The 15,641-nt window shown below is 61.5% G+C and carries 19 protein-coding genes and 1 riboswitch; of the genes, 8 read left to right on the plus strand and 11 right to left on the minus strand.

Annotated elements, in window-relative coordinates; translation table 11 throughout:
- Window positions 1-3: 3 nt before the first annotated feature.
- Window positions 4-1,560, minus strand: coding sequence for an acyl-CoA synthetase (locus BH682_RS05845; RefSeq protein WP_063315142.1), 1,557 nt, complete (start codon window positions 1,558-1,560; stop codon window positions 4-6).
- A gap of 115 nt (window positions 1,561-1,675) precedes the next feature.
- Between BH682_RS05845 and BH682_RS05850 the strand changes: the two genes are divergently transcribed.
- Complete coding sequence (locus BH682_RS05850; RefSeq protein WP_007734687.1) at window positions 1,676-2,284, plus strand: TetR/AcrR family transcriptional regulator; 609 nt, start codon at window positions 1,676-1,678, stop codon at window positions 2,282-2,284.
- Here BH682_RS05850 and BH682_RS05855 read toward each other — a convergent pair.
- The 7 genes from BH682_RS05855 to BH682_RS05885 all read right to left on the minus strand — a co-directional run bounded on the left by BH682_RS05855 (window position 2,242) and on the right by BH682_RS05885 (window position 9,180).
- Window positions 2,242-3,444 carry a CaiB/BaiF CoA transferase family protein gene (locus BH682_RS05855; RefSeq protein WP_075832407.1) on the minus strand — a complete coding sequence of 401 codons (1,203 nt, stop codon included), beginning with the start codon at window positions 3,442-3,444 and terminating at the stop codon, window positions 2,242-2,244. The two genes, BH682_RS05850 and BH682_RS05855, sit on opposite strands and share 43 nt — an antisense overlap.
- 138 nt (window positions 3,445-3,582) lie before the next feature.
- The gene (locus tag BH682_RS05860; RefSeq protein ID WP_075832409.1) at window positions 3,583-4,443 is read right to left on the minus strand and encodes a hypothetical protein; all 861 of its coding nucleotides are present in this window, start codon (window positions 4,441-4,443) and stop codon (window positions 3,583-3,585) included.
- Between the two features lie 25 nt (window positions 4,444-4,468).
- Window positions 4,469-5,242 carry an ABC transporter ATP-binding protein gene (locus BH682_RS05865; protein ID WP_075832411.1) on the minus strand — a complete coding sequence of 258 codons (774 nt, stop codon included), beginning with the start codon at window positions 5,240-5,242 and terminating at the stop codon, window positions 4,469-4,471.
- Window positions 5,239-6,279, minus strand: coding sequence for a FecCD family ABC transporter permease (locus tag BH682_RS05870; RefSeq protein WP_042920161.1), 1,041 nt, complete (start codon window positions 6,277-6,279; stop codon window positions 5,239-5,241). The genes BH682_RS05865 and BH682_RS05870 overlap by 4 nt, the downstream gene beginning before the upstream one ends.
- On the minus strand, window positions 6,276-7,028 hold the full coding sequence (locus BH682_RS05875) for a class I SAM-dependent methyltransferase (protein WP_075832413.1): 753 nt from the start codon (window positions 7,026-7,028) through the stop codon (window positions 6,276-6,278). Before BH682_RS05875 ends, BH682_RS05870 begins: the two co-directional genes overlap by 4 nt.
- Complete coding sequence (locus BH682_RS05880; RefSeq protein ID WP_042452430.1) at window positions 7,029-8,042, minus strand: ABC transporter substrate-binding protein; 1,014 nt, start codon at window positions 8,040-8,042, stop codon at window positions 7,029-7,031.
- Window positions 8,043-8,100: 58 nt separating this feature from the next.
- Window positions 8,101-8,281: riboswitch (cobalamin riboswitch) on the minus strand.
- A 41-nt stretch (window positions 8,282-8,322) separates the two neighbouring features.
- A complete protein-coding gene (locus tag BH682_RS05885) occupies window positions 8,323-9,180 on the minus strand; it encodes a siderophore-interacting protein (RefSeq protein WP_075835167.1) in 858 nt (285 codons plus the stop codon).
- A 156-nt stretch (window positions 9,181-9,336) separates the two neighbouring features.
- Here BH682_RS05885 and BH682_RS35845 point away from each other — a divergent pair, with 156 nt between their 5' ends.
- Both BH682_RS35845 and BH682_RS05890 read left to right on the plus strand, forming a co-directional pair.
- Window positions 9,337-9,495: a hypothetical protein gene (locus BH682_RS35845; RefSeq protein ID WP_155419158.1), complete on the plus strand. Its 159-nt coding sequence runs from the start codon at window positions 9,337-9,339 to the stop codon at window positions 9,493-9,495.
- Between the two features lie 166 nt (window positions 9,496-9,661).
- Complete coding sequence (locus BH682_RS05890) at window positions 9,662-10,453, plus strand: SDR family NAD(P)-dependent oxidoreductase (protein ID WP_042920159.1); 792 nt, start codon at window positions 9,662-9,664, stop codon at window positions 10,451-10,453.
- Here BH682_RS05890 and BH682_RS05895 read toward each other — a convergent pair.
- Window positions 10,410-11,843 (minus strand): DUF1254 domain-containing protein, encoded by a 1,434-nt coding sequence (locus BH682_RS05895; RefSeq protein ID WP_223304677.1) that lies wholly within the window; start codon window positions 11,841-11,843, stop codon window positions 10,410-10,412. The genes BH682_RS05890 and BH682_RS05895 overlap by 44 nt on opposite strands.
- Before the next feature lie 101 nt (window positions 11,844-11,944).
- On the opposite strand from BH682_RS05895, the gene BH682_RS05900 reads away from it, so the two are divergent.
- From BH682_RS05900 to BH682_RS05910, 4 genes are all read left to right on the plus strand, one after another.
- Window positions 11,945-12,346 carry a nuclear transport factor 2 family protein gene (locus BH682_RS05900; RefSeq protein ID WP_075832415.1) on the plus strand — a complete coding sequence of 134 codons (402 nt, stop codon included), beginning with the start codon at window positions 11,945-11,947 and terminating at the stop codon, window positions 12,344-12,346.
- Between the two features lie 164 nt (window positions 12,347-12,510).
- Complete coding sequence (locus tag BH682_RS36335; protein WP_003945564.1) at window positions 12,511-12,666, plus strand: DUF6131 family protein; 156 nt, start codon at window positions 12,511-12,513, stop codon at window positions 12,664-12,666.
- Window positions 12,667-12,801: 135 nt separating this feature from the next.
- Window positions 12,802-13,278, plus strand: coding sequence for a hypothetical protein (locus tag BH682_RS05905; RefSeq protein WP_003945539.1), 477 nt, complete (start codon window positions 12,802-12,804; stop codon window positions 13,276-13,278).
- Window positions 13,279-13,342: 64 nt separating this feature from the next.
- A complete protein-coding gene (locus BH682_RS05910; RefSeq protein ID WP_042453495.1) occupies window positions 13,343-14,500 on the plus strand; it encodes an AI-2E family transporter in 1,158 nt (385 codons plus the stop codon).
- A 7-nt stretch (window positions 14,501-14,507) separates the two neighbouring features.
- On the opposite strand, the gene BH682_RS05915 is transcribed toward BH682_RS05910, so the two are convergent.
- Complete coding sequence (locus BH682_RS05915) at window positions 14,508-14,723, minus strand: hypothetical protein (RefSeq protein WP_003945874.1); 216 nt, start codon at window positions 14,721-14,723, stop codon at window positions 14,508-14,510.
- Window positions 14,724-14,911: 188 nt separating this feature from the next.
- Between BH682_RS05915 and BH682_RS05920 the strand changes: the two genes are divergently transcribed.
- The gene (locus BH682_RS05920; RefSeq protein WP_003945929.1) at window positions 14,912-15,181 is read left to right on the plus strand and encodes a DUF4235 domain-containing protein; all 270 of its coding nucleotides are present in this window, start codon (window positions 14,912-14,914) and stop codon (window positions 15,179-15,181) included.
- A 22-nt stretch (window positions 15,182-15,203) separates the two neighbouring features.
- On the opposite strand, the gene BH682_RS05925 is transcribed toward BH682_RS05920, so the two are convergent.
- Window positions 15,204-15,611 (minus strand): RidA family protein, encoded by a 408-nt coding sequence (locus BH682_RS05925; RefSeq protein ID WP_007734708.1) that lies wholly within the window; start codon window positions 15,609-15,611, stop codon window positions 15,204-15,206.
- Between the last annotated feature and the right edge of the window lie 30 nt (window positions 15,612-15,641).

Below are 15,641 nucleotides of genomic sequence, written 5' to 3' on the forward strand. Positions count from 1 at the left end.
CTGTCAGTTGACGTGACGGTCAGCGGTGGTCCAGTAGGTCGCGCGAATCGCGCGGCGATCGATCTTGCCGTTTCGGTTGACAGGCAACGAATCTGCGAAGTCGACCGAACGTGGCTTCTTCATGCTTGCCAGACGCGTCGAGCAGTGCGCGATCAATTCCATTGCGGTGGTGTCAGTTCCATCTCTGGTCACGACAACAGCCTTGACTGCTTCGCCCCACTTCGGATCGGGAACTCCCACTACGCAGACTTCGGAAACGGCAGGATGTTCGTACAAAGCGGCCTCCACCTCGCTGCAGTAGATGTTGAATCCGCCCGAGATGATCATGTCCTTCTTGCGGTCGACGATGAACAGGTAGCCGTCTTCGCGGAAATAGCCGACATCGCCCGTGTGGACCCAGCCGTTCCTGAACGTCTCAGCCGACAGCTCGGGTTCGTGGAAGTATTCGCGGACACAGTCCGGACCACTGGCTACGATCTCGCCGATCGTGCCGGCCGGGACCTGTACGCCGTTGTCGTCGACCACGCGAACATCGGTGTCGTATGCCGGCCGGCCGCACGAGAGTAGAAGCTCAGGGTCGGATTCGATACCGCGCACCACGTCTTCAGCGGTCAAGACAGTGACGACGCTGGTCGTTTCGCCGAGCCCGTATCCCTGAATGACGATGGGACCGAACACCTTTACCGCGTCGCGCAACCGTTGTGGAGAAACCGGCGCTGCGCCTACGCCGATGCAGCGCAGAGAGCTCAGGTCGACTTCGGTAACCGACGGATGGTCCATCAGCAAGTTGAGCATCGTCGGGACCACCATGGTGGTGGTGATCCGCTCACGTTCGATGGTCTGCAGGAACGTCCTCGTGTCCCATGCCGGCAGGATCACCACTGCGGCGCCCCTGGCGAACATTCCGAGCATCACCATGCCGGAAGCGTGTGTGATCGGGCCGGGGGCGAGGTAGCGATCACCAACAGTCGGCGCGCCTTCGGGGCTCATCAGTCGCTTGCGCATGTTCGCCAAGCGGTTGCCGTGACTCTGGACCGCAGCCTTGAGCTTGCCGGTGGACCCGGATGTGTAGTTGAGGACAGCCGGGGCGTCAATGTCGACGTCCACCTCGACGTTGTCTTCGCTGCCCCTTGTCGTCAGTTCGTGATAACTGTCCGCGCCGGGAGTCGAAGTGCTGTAGTCGATCACCCTGCAGTTCAGCCCTGCGTCGGCGACGACCTTCAGCGCCATCTCGGCATGGGCGGGGTCGACGAAGAGGACACGCACATCGGCGTCGGCGAGGATATGCCCGAGTTCGTCGGCGCCCAGTCGTGCGTTGATCGGCACCCTGACGAATCCTCCCTTGTACAAGGCCATTTCGGTCACTACGAGTTCCCCGCAGTTTCCGGCAAAGGTTCCGATCATGTGTCCGGGCCGTGTCCCGGTCACTGCGAGAGCGGACGCGAGACGGTTTGCGGCCGTATCGAGCTCGCTGTAGGTCCACCGGCCTTCGCCGCAGACAAGGGCTTCGAGATCGGGGTAGTAGCTGGCGCTTCGGGCGAGATAAGTACCGAGGTTCATGGACATCTCCAGAGAAAATCGACATCACGAATGTTAATGGACAGTCTGTCTATATTCGATCGTCCTGTCAATGTTGAACTATGCTTCGTACAACAGTGCGAAGGAAGGGAACCCAATGCCTCCAGAAGACAGACGTGTCCGGCGTACCCGACGATTGCTGCGGGATGCCTTGGTCTCGCTCGTTCTGGAACGGGGATATGCCGGGATCACCGTCGAAGACATCACGGACCGTGCAGATTTGGGTCGGGCGACGTTCTACAGTCACTACACCGACAAAGACGATTTGCTCGGTCAAGTCGTGTCCGATCTGGCCGATGACCTGCAAGAGCGGCTCGGTCCACTCATTCCCGCCTCTTCGATCGGATTCACCGGCAAGCCTGTGCTCGAGATGTTCAGGCATGCCGCTGAGGAACGTGACGTCTACCGTGTGATCCTGCGTGGTGAGGGGGATGGCAAGGCGCTGCGAAAGTTCGTCGAAGACCGCAGCGTCGCCGCTGTGCGGATATTTTCCGCACGGGCAGAAGCGCTCGGGGTTACTCCGCGAATCGACATCGAAGTACTCTCGCGGGCATGGGTGGGTGAACAGATCGCGGTCATGCAGTGGTGGCTCGAGTCCGACCCGCCACCGCTGACGCCGGAAGAAGTCACCGAGATGCTGCTCGAACTTTCGTTGCGGGGACGCTACTGGTCTTCGGGTTTCGACGGCGAATTGAAATCCGAATAGCCGCTGTCACGTCTCGCCGTTGCCGCGGCGGCTTCGTCGAGAACCGACTCGGTGTGCTCGCCCACGTACGGAGTCGGAAGTCGAAAACTGTTCAGTCCCAAGCTGAATTGCGCCGGGAATCTCATCTGGGGCCAGCTTTCTCCGTTTTCGGTCGCGACCTCGCTGAACAGGTTTCGAGCGACGACATGGGGATCGCTCATCAGCTGTCCGGCGTCGGTGAACACCGGCGCCCATGGGGCATTGATCGCAGTCAACGATCTTTCCCACCACTCGTATGTGTGCGTACCGAAGGTGGTGACCAGGAGTTCCCGCAACTCAGCCTTGTGCTGTGTTCGGGTCCATCGATCGTCGAAGCGCAGTGTGTTCAGTGCTGGAAACTCAGCGCTGAATGCTGTGCGGAACTCGATCCAGAACCTGTCTTCGAAAGTGGCAAGTGAAAGCAAGCAACCGTCGGAAGTCTCGAAAATGTCGTTGTCTCCCTGGACGGTCGGTGAATCGGTAGGGTTCTCGATATCGCGGATCATGAGCGCGAAAGGCGCGCACCACGCGGTTGCAGCCTCGGCGAGGGAAATGTCTATGTGTTGTCCGCGTCCGTGCTTGTCCACGCTGGCGAGAGCAACCGAGATGGACAGTGCTGCGTACATCGAACCCACCAGATCACCGGCCCGGATACCAGGGCGAGTGACGACTCCGTCGGTGCACCCGGGAACTGCGAAAAAGCCGGAAAGGCCGAGGAAGTTCAATTCGTGCCCCGGCTTGTCGGCATAGGGTCCGGACTGCCCGTAACCGGTGATCGAACATAATACGATGCGTGGGTTGGCTTTTCGAAGTGCGTCGTAGCCGAGCCCCATGCCTGCCAGTACCTGTGGCCGGAACCCCTCGACCACTGCATCCGCAGTCTCGACCAGTCGAAGGAACGTCTCCCGATCGGATTCGAGACGGAGATCGAGCGCGATCGATCGCTTGTTCCTGTTCAACGAAGCCACCCGTTCACCAGCTGCCCGCGTGGGATCAGGTCGCTTCGGGTTCTCGACCTTGACCACGTCGGCGCCCAGATCTGCGAGCAGCGTCGTCGCAAACGGGCCGGGCAGAAGGCGAGAGAGGTCGAGAACGCGCTTGCCGTGTAAGAAACTCCATTCCGACGTGTTGTCGCTGTCCATGTTCACACTCCGAAGACTGTCGAGGCAGTAGCCGATAACGCCAAACCCTCATCGGCACGGCATTGTTCGTAACTGCTGGATCCCAGGATGATCAACCTGATCGATAATTGGCAGACTATCGATTAATGAACAGGATGTCTACGAATTGATTGCGGCGAGGTTTTGTTCTGCTTTGTAGACGCGACGCTCAGCAACACGGAGTTCCTTCTCGGATTCTCGAACCGCAGCGTCACTGGTCTTCTCGGCGTTCCGTGCGAACTGCCGTTGCTGCTCAGCGTGCTCGAGTTCGGTGCGCAGTTCTTCAACGCGCCGTTCGACGTCGGAGAGCGTCGTTCTGGCTTCCTGGAGTTCGGCGGTCTCGGACTTCACCCGGCGGCGGATCTCGTCGGCCTGCGCCGTGGCTTCCTTCAATTCTGCTTTTGCTCTGGCTTGTTCGGCCTTCGGTTCCGGAGTTTTCGACTTCGGAGTCGTCGGCTCTTCAATCGCGGCGTGCTGCGGTGATTTCTCATTCACCACGGCGAGCCCGGCGGGTCCGAAACCGCTGTAACTCGCCGCGGTCACGACCCGTCCGAGTCGAACCTGCGCGGCAGTCTCCTCATCGGCCAGAGCGGCATTGAGGGTCTGCGCGACATCACGTAAAGCATCCTCGCCGACGCTTTTTCCCCGTGAAGCCGCGATCTCGCCGGATTTGTGGGCGAGACTCCGCACCACCTGCTGCCTCTGTGTCGTCAGCCGTCGCAAGTCCGGGCCCGAGAGATGGCGTTGAGCATCGCGTAGCGATTCGCCAAGCGCGAGAAGTGCATCCAGATCCTCTGGTGCATCGCGCGAGATGAGATTGACCAACCACCCCACGGTGGTCGGCTTCCGAAGTTTGCCGATTTCCGCGGCCAATGTGCGGTCGTTGTCCTCCCGGGCGGCCTTCACATGATGTGTACGTGCCTCGACGAACTCGCCGGGGTCGAGCCCGTACAGTTCGTTGGCGACATCATCGAGGGTCACGTATCCATATTGGCACTCGGAACGGTTACATGTGGCAAGGCGGAAGGTATCGCACGGTAGGTACTCCGCCGGGACCGTCCAGGCGAACCTCGGCGTCGACCTGGTAGACCTCGGCTATCAGGTCAGCGGTGAGGACCTCGGTCGGGCTTCCGTGGGCAACGATGGATCCCCGGTTCAGCATCACTATCGAATCGCAGAACATGGCGGCCAGATTCAGATCGTGCAATGCCATGATCGTGGTGGTGGGGAGGCGTCGCACGAGCGCGAGCAATTCGAGTTGATGGTTGATGTCCAGGTGATTGGTCGGCTCGTCGAGTAGCAACTCATGAGGTTCCTGAGCGAGGGCGCGCGCGATCTGGACGCGTTGGCGCTCCCCGCCGGACAGGGTGTGCCACGACCGGTCCAGCATGCCGGCGAGATCGGTGTGTTCGATCGCTGCCCGGACGGCGTCGCGATCGGAATCCGACTGCCCACCCCACAGTCCGCGGTGCGGTGTGCGTCCGAGTTCGACTACCTCCGCGACCGTCAGATCGATCTCGGTGTTGCTGTGCTGATCAACGGTCGCGATCCGACGCGCGACGTCGCGGCGTTTCCAGTCGGACAACGGGGTTCGGTCCAGGGTCACGACACCGGACGTCGGACGATTGTGCCCGGCAAGCAGTTTCAGCAGCGTCGATTTCCCCGAACCGTTGGGGCCGAGAAGCCCCACCGTACTTCCGGTTGTAGGCGAGACGTCGAGGTCGTCGACGATGAGCGCCCCGCCGACCCGCCAACTGACGCCGGTAGCTTCGAGTGTCATGGCCTGGCCTTCCGTCTCCAGAGGATGACGGCAAACGCAGGCACACCGACCAGCGCGGTCACCACACCGGCCGGGAGTTCCTGCGGCGCAATGGCTGTGCGTGCCACAGCGTCGACCCAGACAAGGAAGATGGAGCCGATCAGTGCGGACGCGGGCAGGAGTCGGCGGTGGTTCGAACCGACGAGAGCCCGCGCCGCGTGCGGGAGGACCAGGCCCACGAAGCCGATGGCACCTGCGACGCTCACGATCACCGCGGTCATCAAGGCTGTTGCCAACAACAGGGTCACACGCACCCGCCACACGTTCACCCCCAGCGACGACGCCGCGTCCTCGCCGAAGGCAAAGGCGTCGAGTGCGCGGGAGTGAGTCAGACAGACCGCGAGGCCGACTGCGACCACCGCAGCGCAGAGTGCGACGTCGAGCCAGTCGGCGCCGCCGAGTGAGCCCAGGAGCCAGAACATCACGCCGCGGGTCTGCTCGGGATCGGCCGAGGTGATGACGATGAACGAGGTGAGCGCGGAGAACAGTTGGGTCGCGGCGACACCGGCCAGGATCACCCGATCCGGCGTGCCGCCGGCCGCATGGGCGAGCAGCAACACAAGGGCGAAGGAGATCACCGCGCCGATGAAGGCGCCGCTCGACAAGCCGATCACTCCCGACCCGACTCCGAGGATCACGATCAGTACGGCACCGGTCGAGGCGCCGGACGAGATACCGAGGACAAACGGATCGGCCAGCGGATTGCGAAGCAGCGACTGCATGATCGCACCGCACAACCCGAGACCGGCACCGCAGAGCGCGGCGAGCAGGGTACGCGGCAGACGGAGGTCCCAGACGATGCCGTCACGAATAGGGGTGACGTCCGCCGCGGTACCGCCGAGATGGCCGACGACGATCGAAGCCACCTCACCGACCGACAGACCGGCGGGCCCCAACGTGATCGCCACGGCAGCCGATCCGGCCAGCGTGACAACACCGATCATCCACAGCAGGGTGACGGTCGTCGGGTTGTCACGCAGCCGAACTCTTGTCGTCATCTCACGCCGTAGACCACGTAGTCGTCGAACAGTTGCCAGACCGTCCCCGACTCCCGAAAACCTGCTTGCGCGAGCGCCGCCAACTGGAAGTCGACGGCCGTGGGCGCAGTGGCGTCACGTCCGGCGAATCTGCGCTCACGCTCGTCGGTCAGTGCCCCGATGCCGTGAGTGGCCCGCAACTCGTCCCACCAGCTCTCCCACTCGGGAGCGCCCGCAGCAAAGGCGGAGTGTTGCGTCTGCTCGTCGTGAGCCTTCGCCCATCGCCCGATGACAGGGAAGCGGCTGTCGAAACGAAAGTGATCACCATTGAGCAGGACTCCGTCCGGACTCAGCAGTTCGCGGCACTGCCGGTACACCTCGACGAGTTGCTGCGGTTGCAACCAGTGAAGCGCGGTTGTCGACACTATCGCCTGAACCGGCGCAGCCACCGAATTCGGCCAATCGGCTCCCGCCAGGTCTGCGTCGATCAGCTGCAGTCGGTCACCGAAACGCGTCGACGACTGGCGGGCGAGCTCCAGCAGCATCGGGTCGTAATCGATCCCCACAACGCTCGCATGCTCGAACTTCTCGAGAATCCGGGCGCTCAGTGAACCCGGCCCGCAGGCCAGGTCGACAACCGTGAACGGGGTGTGCGCGTGCTGCAATTCGAGAACGTCGAGAATCACGTCGAAGCGCTTCTCACGGTCGGCGATGTATGCCGCCTGCTGGTCGTCCCACCGACGCACCAGTTCACAGATCTCCGCGGACATCTAGACCACACCCAACTGGCGCAGCCCGTCGGAGAGCTGTTCGATGCCACCGACATTGCGGATCGAGGGATCCATCGTCGTTCCTTCGAGGATGATGTAACGCTTGTTCTTCACTGCGGTGAGCTTGCTGGCGACCGGGTCCGATTCGAGGAACGCGATCTTGTCTGCGGCACTGTCGCCGTCTCCACCGCGGTCGAGATCTGCGAGCACCAGCACGGTCGGGTCTCGATCGAGCACACTCTCCCAACCGATTTCGGGCCAATACTGCTTGTTGTCGTCGAAGGCGTTCTTCGCACCCACCGCGTCGGTCATGATTCCCGGTGCACCGCAGCACCCGGCGAAGTACGGAGTCTTCGTGGCTGCGTACCACCACGCCAGCGTCACGTTCTCAGCTCCCAGTGCCGCCGTGGCGGTGGCCGCGCGATCCTTCAAACTCTCGGTGAGCTCGACACCTTTGTCCTTGGCATCGAACAGTGTTGCCACGTCGTCGATTTCGTCGTACAAGTCGTCGAGCGTGAGGGCCTTGCTCTGCTCGGCATCCTGACCGGTGCACTCGCTGGGTGACTGATATGTCGCGACACCGAGGTCGGTGAACTTGATCCGGTCGGCGATGCCCTCCGAGGTGAACGTGTAGTTGAACGTCGTGTAGACCATGTCCGGTTCGCGTTCGAGGACACTTTCGAATGACGGGAACTCGGTGTCGAACGCCTGGACCTGACCACGCGCCTCGCGCAGTTCTGGGAGGACATCGTCATCGCTCATGGCGTACCCGGCCATCCGGTCCTGCACTCCCAGCGCGAACAGCATCTCTGCTGCAGGTTGATTTACCGCGATTGCCCGTTCGATCGGTCGCTCCACCGTGACGTCTCGGCCACAGTTCTGGACTGTCACGCGCGATTGTTCGGAAGAGTTGGATTGTCGGGCAGCACTGTCGTCGGAGGAGCAGGCAACCAACGACGCGCTCAACAGGGCAGCGACGGCGGCGGCGGGTAGGCGAAGTCTGGACAGACGCATGGAATCTCGTTCTCGCAGGGGCTCGTTCGCGGAGCCCGTTACCGTGTGAACAGGCGCCTGTTGACCCCTGCTGCCAGCCGGTATTCGGACTCGAGATCGCCCCACCCGAGCGCCTTCCCAGATTCTCATCCAGTGGCGTAAGCCCGGGCGGTCACCCTCACCGCTGCGCGTCAGTTCCGGATTCACACCGGATTCCCTGACCCCCTGTGTGGAGGTCCGCTGGCACAGAGGAACTTATCACCGCAGTGCACCGCCGGTCAGGTCGGCTGGTGTGAGGCAATCAGATCTCGATGGCCAGGTCGTCGATGTCGGTGAGGGTTCCGCCGTCGGCGAGGATGCGCTCGTAGTTCTCGCGTCGACGGAGGTCGATTTCGGTGTTGCTGACGCCCTCCTTCCAATATCCGAATATCGCGACGTCGTTTTTGTCGAGTCCGACGGTCGATCGAAAGTGCTTCCGGATTGCGCGCATCTCGTTGCGTTCACCGGCGCCCCACACGACGTAGCTCGCGGGATTGGCGAGCTCGCGTGCTCGTACCGCCAGTGGGCCGTCGGGCTCGGCCGGATCTGCGCTCACGCGGTGAAGCTCCAGGCCGGGGAGGGCGGGCAGTTCGGCGAAGGCGACCTCGTCATCTGTTGTGACCCAGCCGATTCCGACGACGTCGGTAGGTAACTGCTCGATGATCGAGTGCAATGCGGGTATTGCGGTGCCGTCCAGAAAAAGTGCGATACGTCGACCAGGAACATCAGGGATCAAGAAGTGTGGCCGCGGACCGGTGAGGCCGAAGGTGTCACCGACGGCCAACGCTGCTGCCCACCTCATCATCGGACTGGTCTGTCCGTGCAGGACCACATCGACGACGATCGATCCGCTCGCTGAATCGTAGGAACGCACCGTGTACACGCGCGAAGCGTCGTCGAAGGCCGGCCCGAGATTCATGCGTACGGTCACATTCGGGCGTGACCAGGTCGGATCGTCGGTCGACTCCGTCAAACGAGCCGTGATCCGCAGCAGGTGATCGCTCGGTCGCCCCATCGCTTCGACGATCGCGAGAACGTCGTTGAGTCCGCGATTGTGGTCAGCGGTCCGTAGGACGGTCGTCGGGGGAGTTGTTGTGCGCGAGGCGTCTGCATGTGTCATCGACTGTGCTCCTGGATCGGGTTTTCGGGATGCCGCCAGGTTAGTGCTGCCTAAGTCGAGCGAGTTGTCCAGAAGTGACATCTGATTACCTGAATGATTCGGGTCTCGAAACGACGCGGTTGAGCGAGTGGTGCCGGCGCTGCTACCGTGCCTGTGATGTCCATACGCCGCTGTTCTCTCGCTTCCGGCCGTGCACTGCGCACGGCCCGATTCGGCGTAGCGACTTTCCGACGTGGGCGTAAGGCGATCGACCGCCGCCCGTCCGGTCTTGTCTGGATCGAAAGAGCCTTGGCCGCACCGGCCGGATCCGTCTGACATTCGCCACTTCGGCGAGCATTGCCTCGCCGAGATTTCGCAGTGCCACACCTGTTGCAGTGCTGCGCATTTCCCGTACCTGAAGTTTCTCGCGGGTGAGTTGTGAGTGTCGGCGCCACCGAGCCTGGAATGCCAGCCAACTCGTTTTCGTGAAAGGTACACAGCAATGAATCGTTTCGAAGGTCGTCGTATTCTCGTCACCGGCGCAGGATCTGGAATCGGGCAGGCCACCGCGCTGCGGTTGCTCGCCGAAGGTGGCCGCGTGGTCGCTGCAGACATCTCCGAGCAGGGTTTGGCGAACACCCGGAAATCGGCAGAACATGCTTCGACGGAGGATCGCCTCGACACCGTCGTCGTCGATATCGGTGACGAGAGTTCCGTCATCAAGGTTGTGGGTCAGGCGATTTCGACTCTCGGGGGATTGGACGTACTGGTCAACGCCGCCGGGATACTGCGTGGTGGGCACACCCACGAGACCTCGCTGGACCTGTGGAATCAGGTGCTCTCCGTGAATTTGACGGGCACTTTCCTCGTCACCCGCCAGGCACTGCCGGCTCTCCTCGCCACCGCCAACGCAGTCGTGGTGAATTTCAGTTCCACCTCCGCGGCCTTCGCGCACCCGTACATGGCCGCGTACGCCGCAAGTAAGGGAGGAATCCAGTCCTTCACTCACGCACTGGCTCTCGAATACGGCAAGCAGGGTCTGCGTGCCGTCGCGGTGGCTCCAGGCAGTGTGAAGAGCGGGATCACCGACACTACGGCGTCGTACTTGCCGGAAGACACCGACTGGTCGCTCTTCGGCAAGTTGTCACCGATTCTGAGCACTGATCTGGAGTCCGGTGGTGCCCCCATGGCCGGGCCGGAAAGTGTTGCGGGAGTTATCGCGATGTTGGCATCCGACGATGGTGCCTTCATCACGGGCACGGAGATCCGGATCGACGGCGGCACACACGCCTGATTCTGAGTCCGTCTGACGGCCCGCACAGGCAGGCCGTCAGACGCGAGCCGTCATTCTTGCGAGCGAGTGATGGCGGGACGACGTAGGACTGATCGAGCACGGCGGGCGAAGGTTCGTACATTCTCAGTACCGGTCGGAAATCCCCGCGCGGTGCGGGCAGCCAGTTTGCCTTCGCCGTGGGATCTTTCGGCTCCTCGTGGCTGATCGTGATCGTCAACGCACCGTCGGCGTCGTGGACGATTCCTGGAGTGCGGTCGCCGATCGAGTATCGGTCGACGGGGTTCGCCACGAGGAAGAAGTCCGGCACCGAGTACATCGTCAGCGACCAGAAGGCGCTCACCGGCGGAGTGGGGTCGAGTCTTATTGTGTAGGTCTGGTTTCCGTTCAACTGCTCGCCCTGATCGTCGACGTAGGTCATGATGTACGCCGCTTCGTAAGGGTGGTTGCCCCACAGCCCGCCCTTGGCAGCCGCGGCGCGTTCGACGATGCGCAACTTGGGATCGGCGATCTTGAATTGTGGATCGTCGATTGTGCCGACCTCGAAGTAGTCGAGGTTGTAGTCGAAGGCGTGGAATGTGAGCTTCCATCCGTTGACTTCGGGGCTGGAGCCTTTCGTGAGGGCCTCGAGCAGGTTCTTCTCACCGATCGTCAATCCGTCAGCCAACGCGGCTGCCTCGTCGGCAGACAGCGATACGTAGGGAGAGGCCCCGTGCTCGGTGATTCCGATCAGGGAGAAGGAATCCTGGAGTTCTCGATCGCGCGGGGCCGGCGGAAACGCCTGTGACCAGATGCGGAGTTTCTCGAGGAACAGGAGGTCCTGGCTTACCCCGGGTTCGGGCACTGGGAGACCCGCCGAGTTTCCGGTGGAGTCGACGACGGTCAGCGTGGTGGCGTCCTGCAAGGCGTGCACCGCAGGGAGGTCGTCGTCGCCACCGCATGCCCACCGGCCCACGATCGACGCAATGTTCGTGGGAAATCTGATCACCGTGGTCTGGTCCGCCGGGGTTCCCGTCCAGGTGGGTGGGACGAGAAGGAAGTCTCCGCTCTTCGTGCCGGTGGCCCGATGCCCGACGTAAGCGAAATTGTTTGTCCAGGCGTCCACGAACTGGAGGACGTAGTAACGGCCATCGGTATCGGGGACGTGCAGCGCAACGGGGCCGACAGAGAGATCGATCTGCGCCATGGAATACACGGTGTCGTTGTTGATCGTGACGAAAGTGTCTGCCGGCCCGGCCAGTGTTCGGGCGTGGCTGAAGGTGTTGAAAGGTGCGGCGGGGTTCGCTCCGACACCGTTGTGAACATACCGATGGACCTGGTCGAGATTGAAAACGAGGGGAAATCCGTAGATATACGCCTGAGCTGCAAGCTCGGTGCGACTGGTGTCTGTCATCTCTGCCCTCTCGTCGTGCACGTCGGTTCGAAGTCCACCCTGCGGGAACCCTGCCGTCGGGGCATCACCCGCCGAGGGTGACGACGGTAGAGGGAGAAGACATGTCGGATCAGGAGAGTGCGGCATTGGTCGCTGTCGCAGACGAGTGGAACGTCGCGATGTGCTCGAACGACGCCGAACGGATCGGCGATTTCATGGCAGACGACTGGGTGATCGTCTCGGAATCCGGAGTGTCGACCAAAGCGGAGTTCCTGGGTTTCGTGGCCTCGGGCGACCTGACTCATTCGGCGATGGACCGCGCCGGGAGCGCTCGCGTGCGTTTCTTCGGTGACGTCGCACTGTTCACCACGCGGATCGTCAATACCGCGCACTACGGCGGCAGACAATACGACGCTGACGAGTGGACCACCGACGTGTTCGCGCGGCGAGACGGTCGTTGGTGCTGCGTGTTGAGCCACATCACGCCGGCGGTCGAGGCGAAGATCGAGGACGTGGAACTATGACGTAGAGATAAGAGAAAGGCTGATGTTTTAACGGTGACACTATTGGGTAGTAATACGAGTTTCGCATTTATGAATGTATTTATCGGATTTATCGATTGTGAAGTTTCTGTAGTAGCGTCAGTTGAGTAGATCATTTTGATACGCATACCGGATGAGGTTCTCACATGATTGTTCTCGGCATTATTCTGGCGTTGATCGGCTTTTTCACGGGGTTGAGCATTCTGACCACCGTCGGCATCATCTTGGTCGTCGTAGGTGCAGTTTTGTCCATCCTCGGTGCTACCGGGCGCGCAGTGGGCGGACGAAAAGTCTGGTATTGATCAATACTGCGCGAGTAGCTGAGAAGGCGGTACCCGATCTCTTCGGAGAGCGGGTACCGCTTTTTGTGCTCCAACTGGTTTTCGGTCTCTCTACCCCAAATTATCGATCTGAGCGGCATCGGGTAAACATGAAGGATGCTTTCTCGAGACCATGACGAAGAGAAATCTGCCGAGCGATTCAGATTCCCTCGCAGATGGAATCAGGTTGACGAATCGCGCCGCGGTTTGGTGTTGGCGTGGGTGGCCTTCACGTTGACGTTCGGCGGAGCACGTCTGGTGACGTGGTTGATCCAGATCGACACCAGAGACGTCGGCGACATCAGCGCCGGTGGCACTCATCTGCATCACTATTTATGGGGAATTCTGCTGTTGGCCGGGGTGGCGATCTTCGGACTCGTAGACCGAAGCCCTCGCGCAAGAACATGGATGGGCATCGCGTTGGGCATCGCACTCGGGCTCATCGTCGACGAGGCTGCGTTACTGATCACTCTCGACGACGTCTACTGGCAGAGCGACGGTTGGCCCAGCATCGCCATCGCTGTGTCGATCATCGGAGTGGTAGGAACCGGTCTCGCGCTGACCCGAAGCGGAGCGGAGAAGCCTCGAGGTTGATCCGGCCACGGCACGGGTACTCACTCCCGTGCCGGGAAGTCGCGCGGATCGTGAGGTGGCTTGAATGGATCCCAGTTCCGCGGACACCTCACCGGACTCCGACAGTGAAGTCAAAGCGGCAGATCCGATGGCGGAAGCCGAACGTGAAGCCGCAGCATTGGCGACTCCCGTCCGGCCGCTGGGCGAACCGGGGCCGAGATTCGATCGTCGTTCACCGTTCTTCATCGGTCTGAGCGCGGCGGCCGGTGTTGCCGTGACGTACGCGGTGATCGAAGTGCTCCTGGCGGCGCGAGGCATGCTGATCCTGATCGTGGTCGCGCTGTTTCTCGCGGTGGGCATCGAACCGATGATCGTCTGGCTGGAGCGGAGACATTTCCGGCGCTGGATCGCAGTCACCGTGGTACTCCTCGGAATTGCAGTGATGTTGGCGCTGTTTCTGGTTGCTGCGATCACCCCGCTGGTCGAGCAGGGACGTCAGTTCGCATCACACGCTCCCGAACTTCTGACACACATTCGTGACCGGTATCCGATCGTCAGCGACCTCGACGAGAAGTATCACCTCGAGGAGCACCTCACCACCCAACTGGACGGTTCGGGGTCTGCGCTCGCGACGGGTTTGCTCGGAGCGGGGCGGGCGGTGTTCAGCGCAGTCGCCGACGCTGGAATCGTTGCTGTACTGACGACGTACTTCTTGATCGACTACCCACGAATCCGCACGAATCTGTATCGGCTGGTGCCACATTCGCGGCGGCCACGAGCAATCGCCATCGGTGATCAGATACTGGCAGGTGTGGGTGGGTACGTCCTCGGCAATGTTCTGATCTCCGTGATCACCGCAGTGTGCACCTTCGCGTGGTTGTTGATCTTCGACGTGCCGTATCCGTTGATCCTGGCGCTGCTGGTCGCTCTGCTCGATCTGATCCCGATAGTCGGTTCCACGATCGCAGGGGTTGTCGTCGCCCTGGTCTCCCTGACAGTCTCTGTCCCAACGGCATTGGCGACAGTTGCGTTCTTCATTGCGTTACGTCTGCTCGAGGACTACCTGCTCGTTCCGAAGATCATCGGGAAGACGGTGGCGGTCCCGGCACTGGTGACCGTTGTCGCGGTTCTGTTGGGTGGAGCGTTGCTCGGTATTGTCGGTGCGTTGCTGGCGATTCCGGTCGCTGCGGCCTTGCTGCTGCTTGCAAGGGAGACGCTCTTCCCGCGCCTCGACGCTTCTTGACCGGCTTCTATCGGACGCTTCGCGCGCGACGCCGAGAACCAGGATTCGGCTTGGGGCACATCCGAGTCGGGATGGTTTCTCCCTCGGCGGTGATACGGAATACCGAGACTTTCTCGCTACAACCGTGATTCAGATCGACCGCGTATGCGATTGCGGCGCGATCCGAGACGAAATCTTCCATCACCGTTGTACCGTCCGGTAGTTCGATTCTGTAGTTTTCCATGACTTACACAACCTTCTTTCGCTAAGACGATCCTACCCGGCTCGAGAAGTGGCAAACCCGTGGAACACAACGTGCGACAGTCGTCTTCGTGCCTTGCCGGTGCAATGTTTCGACACCTCGCCTGCTGGGTAGTGAGAGTCGGTCAGCCCGCTCAGGCGGTACGTATCGAACCACGGAGGATCCGCGCAATGAGCGCAGTATCGAAAGCGATGTACAAGCCACTCTCACTGGCGACCAGCGTCCTGGGCGGCATCTTGGCCGGCGCTGTCTTCCAGCAGGTGTGGAAGCGCATCGGTGACGACAAGAATGCGCCCGAGCCCAAAGACTTGAGCAGGTCGAGCAAGGAAGTCCTGATCGCCGCAGCCCTGCAGGGAGCCATCTTCGCTGTTGTGCGAGCCGCAGTGGATCGTGCGGGGGCAAAGGGCTACCGGGCCCTTGCTCATGAAGATCCTCGGTAGGGACGCCCGGTTCGGTTCGAGTTCAGTCGACGACGGCCGCGATTGCCTCGATCTCGACCAGTTGATCGTCGTAACCGAGAACGGTCACACCCATCAGAGTGCTCGGGGCGTCGTGATCACCGAACGCGTCGCGGACTACCTCCCACGCCGCAACCAGGTCGGCTTGATTGCTCGACGCCACCAGGACGCGGGTGTTGATCACGTCGGTGATGGACGCGCCCGCGTCCGAGAGAGCTGTTCTCAGGTTGTCGACGGCCTTGGCTGCCTGTCCTGCGTAGTCACCGATGGCGGCAGTGGAGCCGTCCTCGTTCAACGGGCAGGATCCGGCCAGGAAGATCAGTCGTGCATCGGCGGGAGCCGTTGCTGCATAGGCATATTCAGCCACCGAAGAGAGTGACGTGGAACGGATCAGAGTTACCGACTTCGACATTATTTCCCCAAGGAATAGTAAAGTTTTGCA

It is taken from the genome of Rhodococcus sp. YL-1 (assembly GCF_001942025.1).
GTDB lineage: Bacteria > Actinomycetota > Actinomycetes > Mycobacteriales > Mycobacteriaceae > Rhodococcus_F > Rhodococcus_F qingshengii.

Bases quoted from the DNA above. Each gene is read 5' to 3' on its own strand.
- BH682_RS05850 (WP_007734687.1), top strand. From the start codon at position 1,676: ATGCCTCCAGAAGACAGACGTGTCCGGCGTACCCGACGATTGCTGCGG.
- BH682_RS05915 (WP_003945874.1), bottom strand. From the start codon at position 14,723: ATGGAAAACTACAGAATCGAACTACCGGACGGTACAACGGTGATGGAA.
- BH682_RS05925 (WP_007734708.1), bottom strand. From the start codon at position 15,611: ATGTCGAAGTCGGTAACTCTGATCCGTTCCACGTCACTCTCTTCGGTG.
- BH682_RS05900 (WP_075832415.1), top strand. From the start codon at position 11,945: ATGTCGGATCAGGAGAGTGCGGCATTGGTCGCTGTCGCAGACGAGTGG.
- BH682_RS05895 (WP_223304677.1), bottom strand. From the start codon at position 11,843: ATGACAGACACCAGTCGCACCGAGCTTGCAGCTCAGGCGTATATCTAC.
- BH682_RS35845 (WP_155419158.1), top strand. From the start codon at position 9,337: ATGTCCATACGCCGCTGTTCTCTCGCTTCCGGCCGTGCACTGCGCACG.
- BH682_RS05890 (WP_042920159.1), top strand. From the start codon at position 9,662: ATGAATCGTTTCGAAGGTCGTCGTATTCTCGTCACCGGCGCAGGATCT.
- BH682_RS36335 (WP_003945564.1), top strand. From the start codon at position 12,511: ATGATTGTTCTCGGCATTATTCTGGCGTTGATCGGCTTTTTCACGGGG.
- BH682_RS05845 (WP_063315142.1), bottom strand. From the start codon at position 1,560: ATGAACCTCGGTACTTATCTCGCCCGAAGCGCCAGCTACTACCCCGAT.
- BH682_RS05855 (WP_075832407.1), bottom strand. From the start codon at position 3,444: ATGGACAGCGACAACACGTCGGAATGGAGTTTCTTACACGGCAAGCGC.
- BH682_RS05910 (WP_042453495.1), top strand. From the start codon at position 13,343: ATGGATCCCAGTTCCGCGGACACCTCACCGGACTCCGACAGTGAAGTC.
- BH682_RS05880 (WP_042452430.1), bottom strand. From the start codon at position 8,042: ATGCGTCTGTCCAGACTTCGCCTACCCGCCGCCGCCGTCGCTGCCCTG.
- BH682_RS05920 (WP_003945929.1), top strand. From the start codon at position 14,912: ATGAGCGCAGTATCGAAAGCGATGTACAAGCCACTCTCACTGGCGACC.
- BH682_RS05870 (WP_042920161.1), bottom strand. From the start codon at position 6,279: ATGACGACAAGAGTTCGGCTGCGTGACAACCCGACGACCGTCACCCTG.
- BH682_RS05875 (WP_075832413.1), bottom strand. From the start codon at position 7,028: ATGTCCGCGGAGATCTGTGAACTGGTGCGTCGGTGGGACGACCAGCAG.
- BH682_RS05885 (WP_075835167.1), bottom strand. From the start codon at position 9,180: ATGACACATGCAGACGCCTCGCGCACAACAACTCCCCCGACGACCGTC.
- BH682_RS05905 (WP_003945539.1), top strand. From the start codon at position 12,802: ATGCTTTCTCGAGACCATGACGAAGAGAAATCTGCCGAGCGATTCAGA.
- BH682_RS05865 (WP_075832411.1), bottom strand. From the start codon at position 5,242: ATGACACTCGAAGCTACCGGCGTCAGTTGGCGGGTCGGCGGGGCGCTC.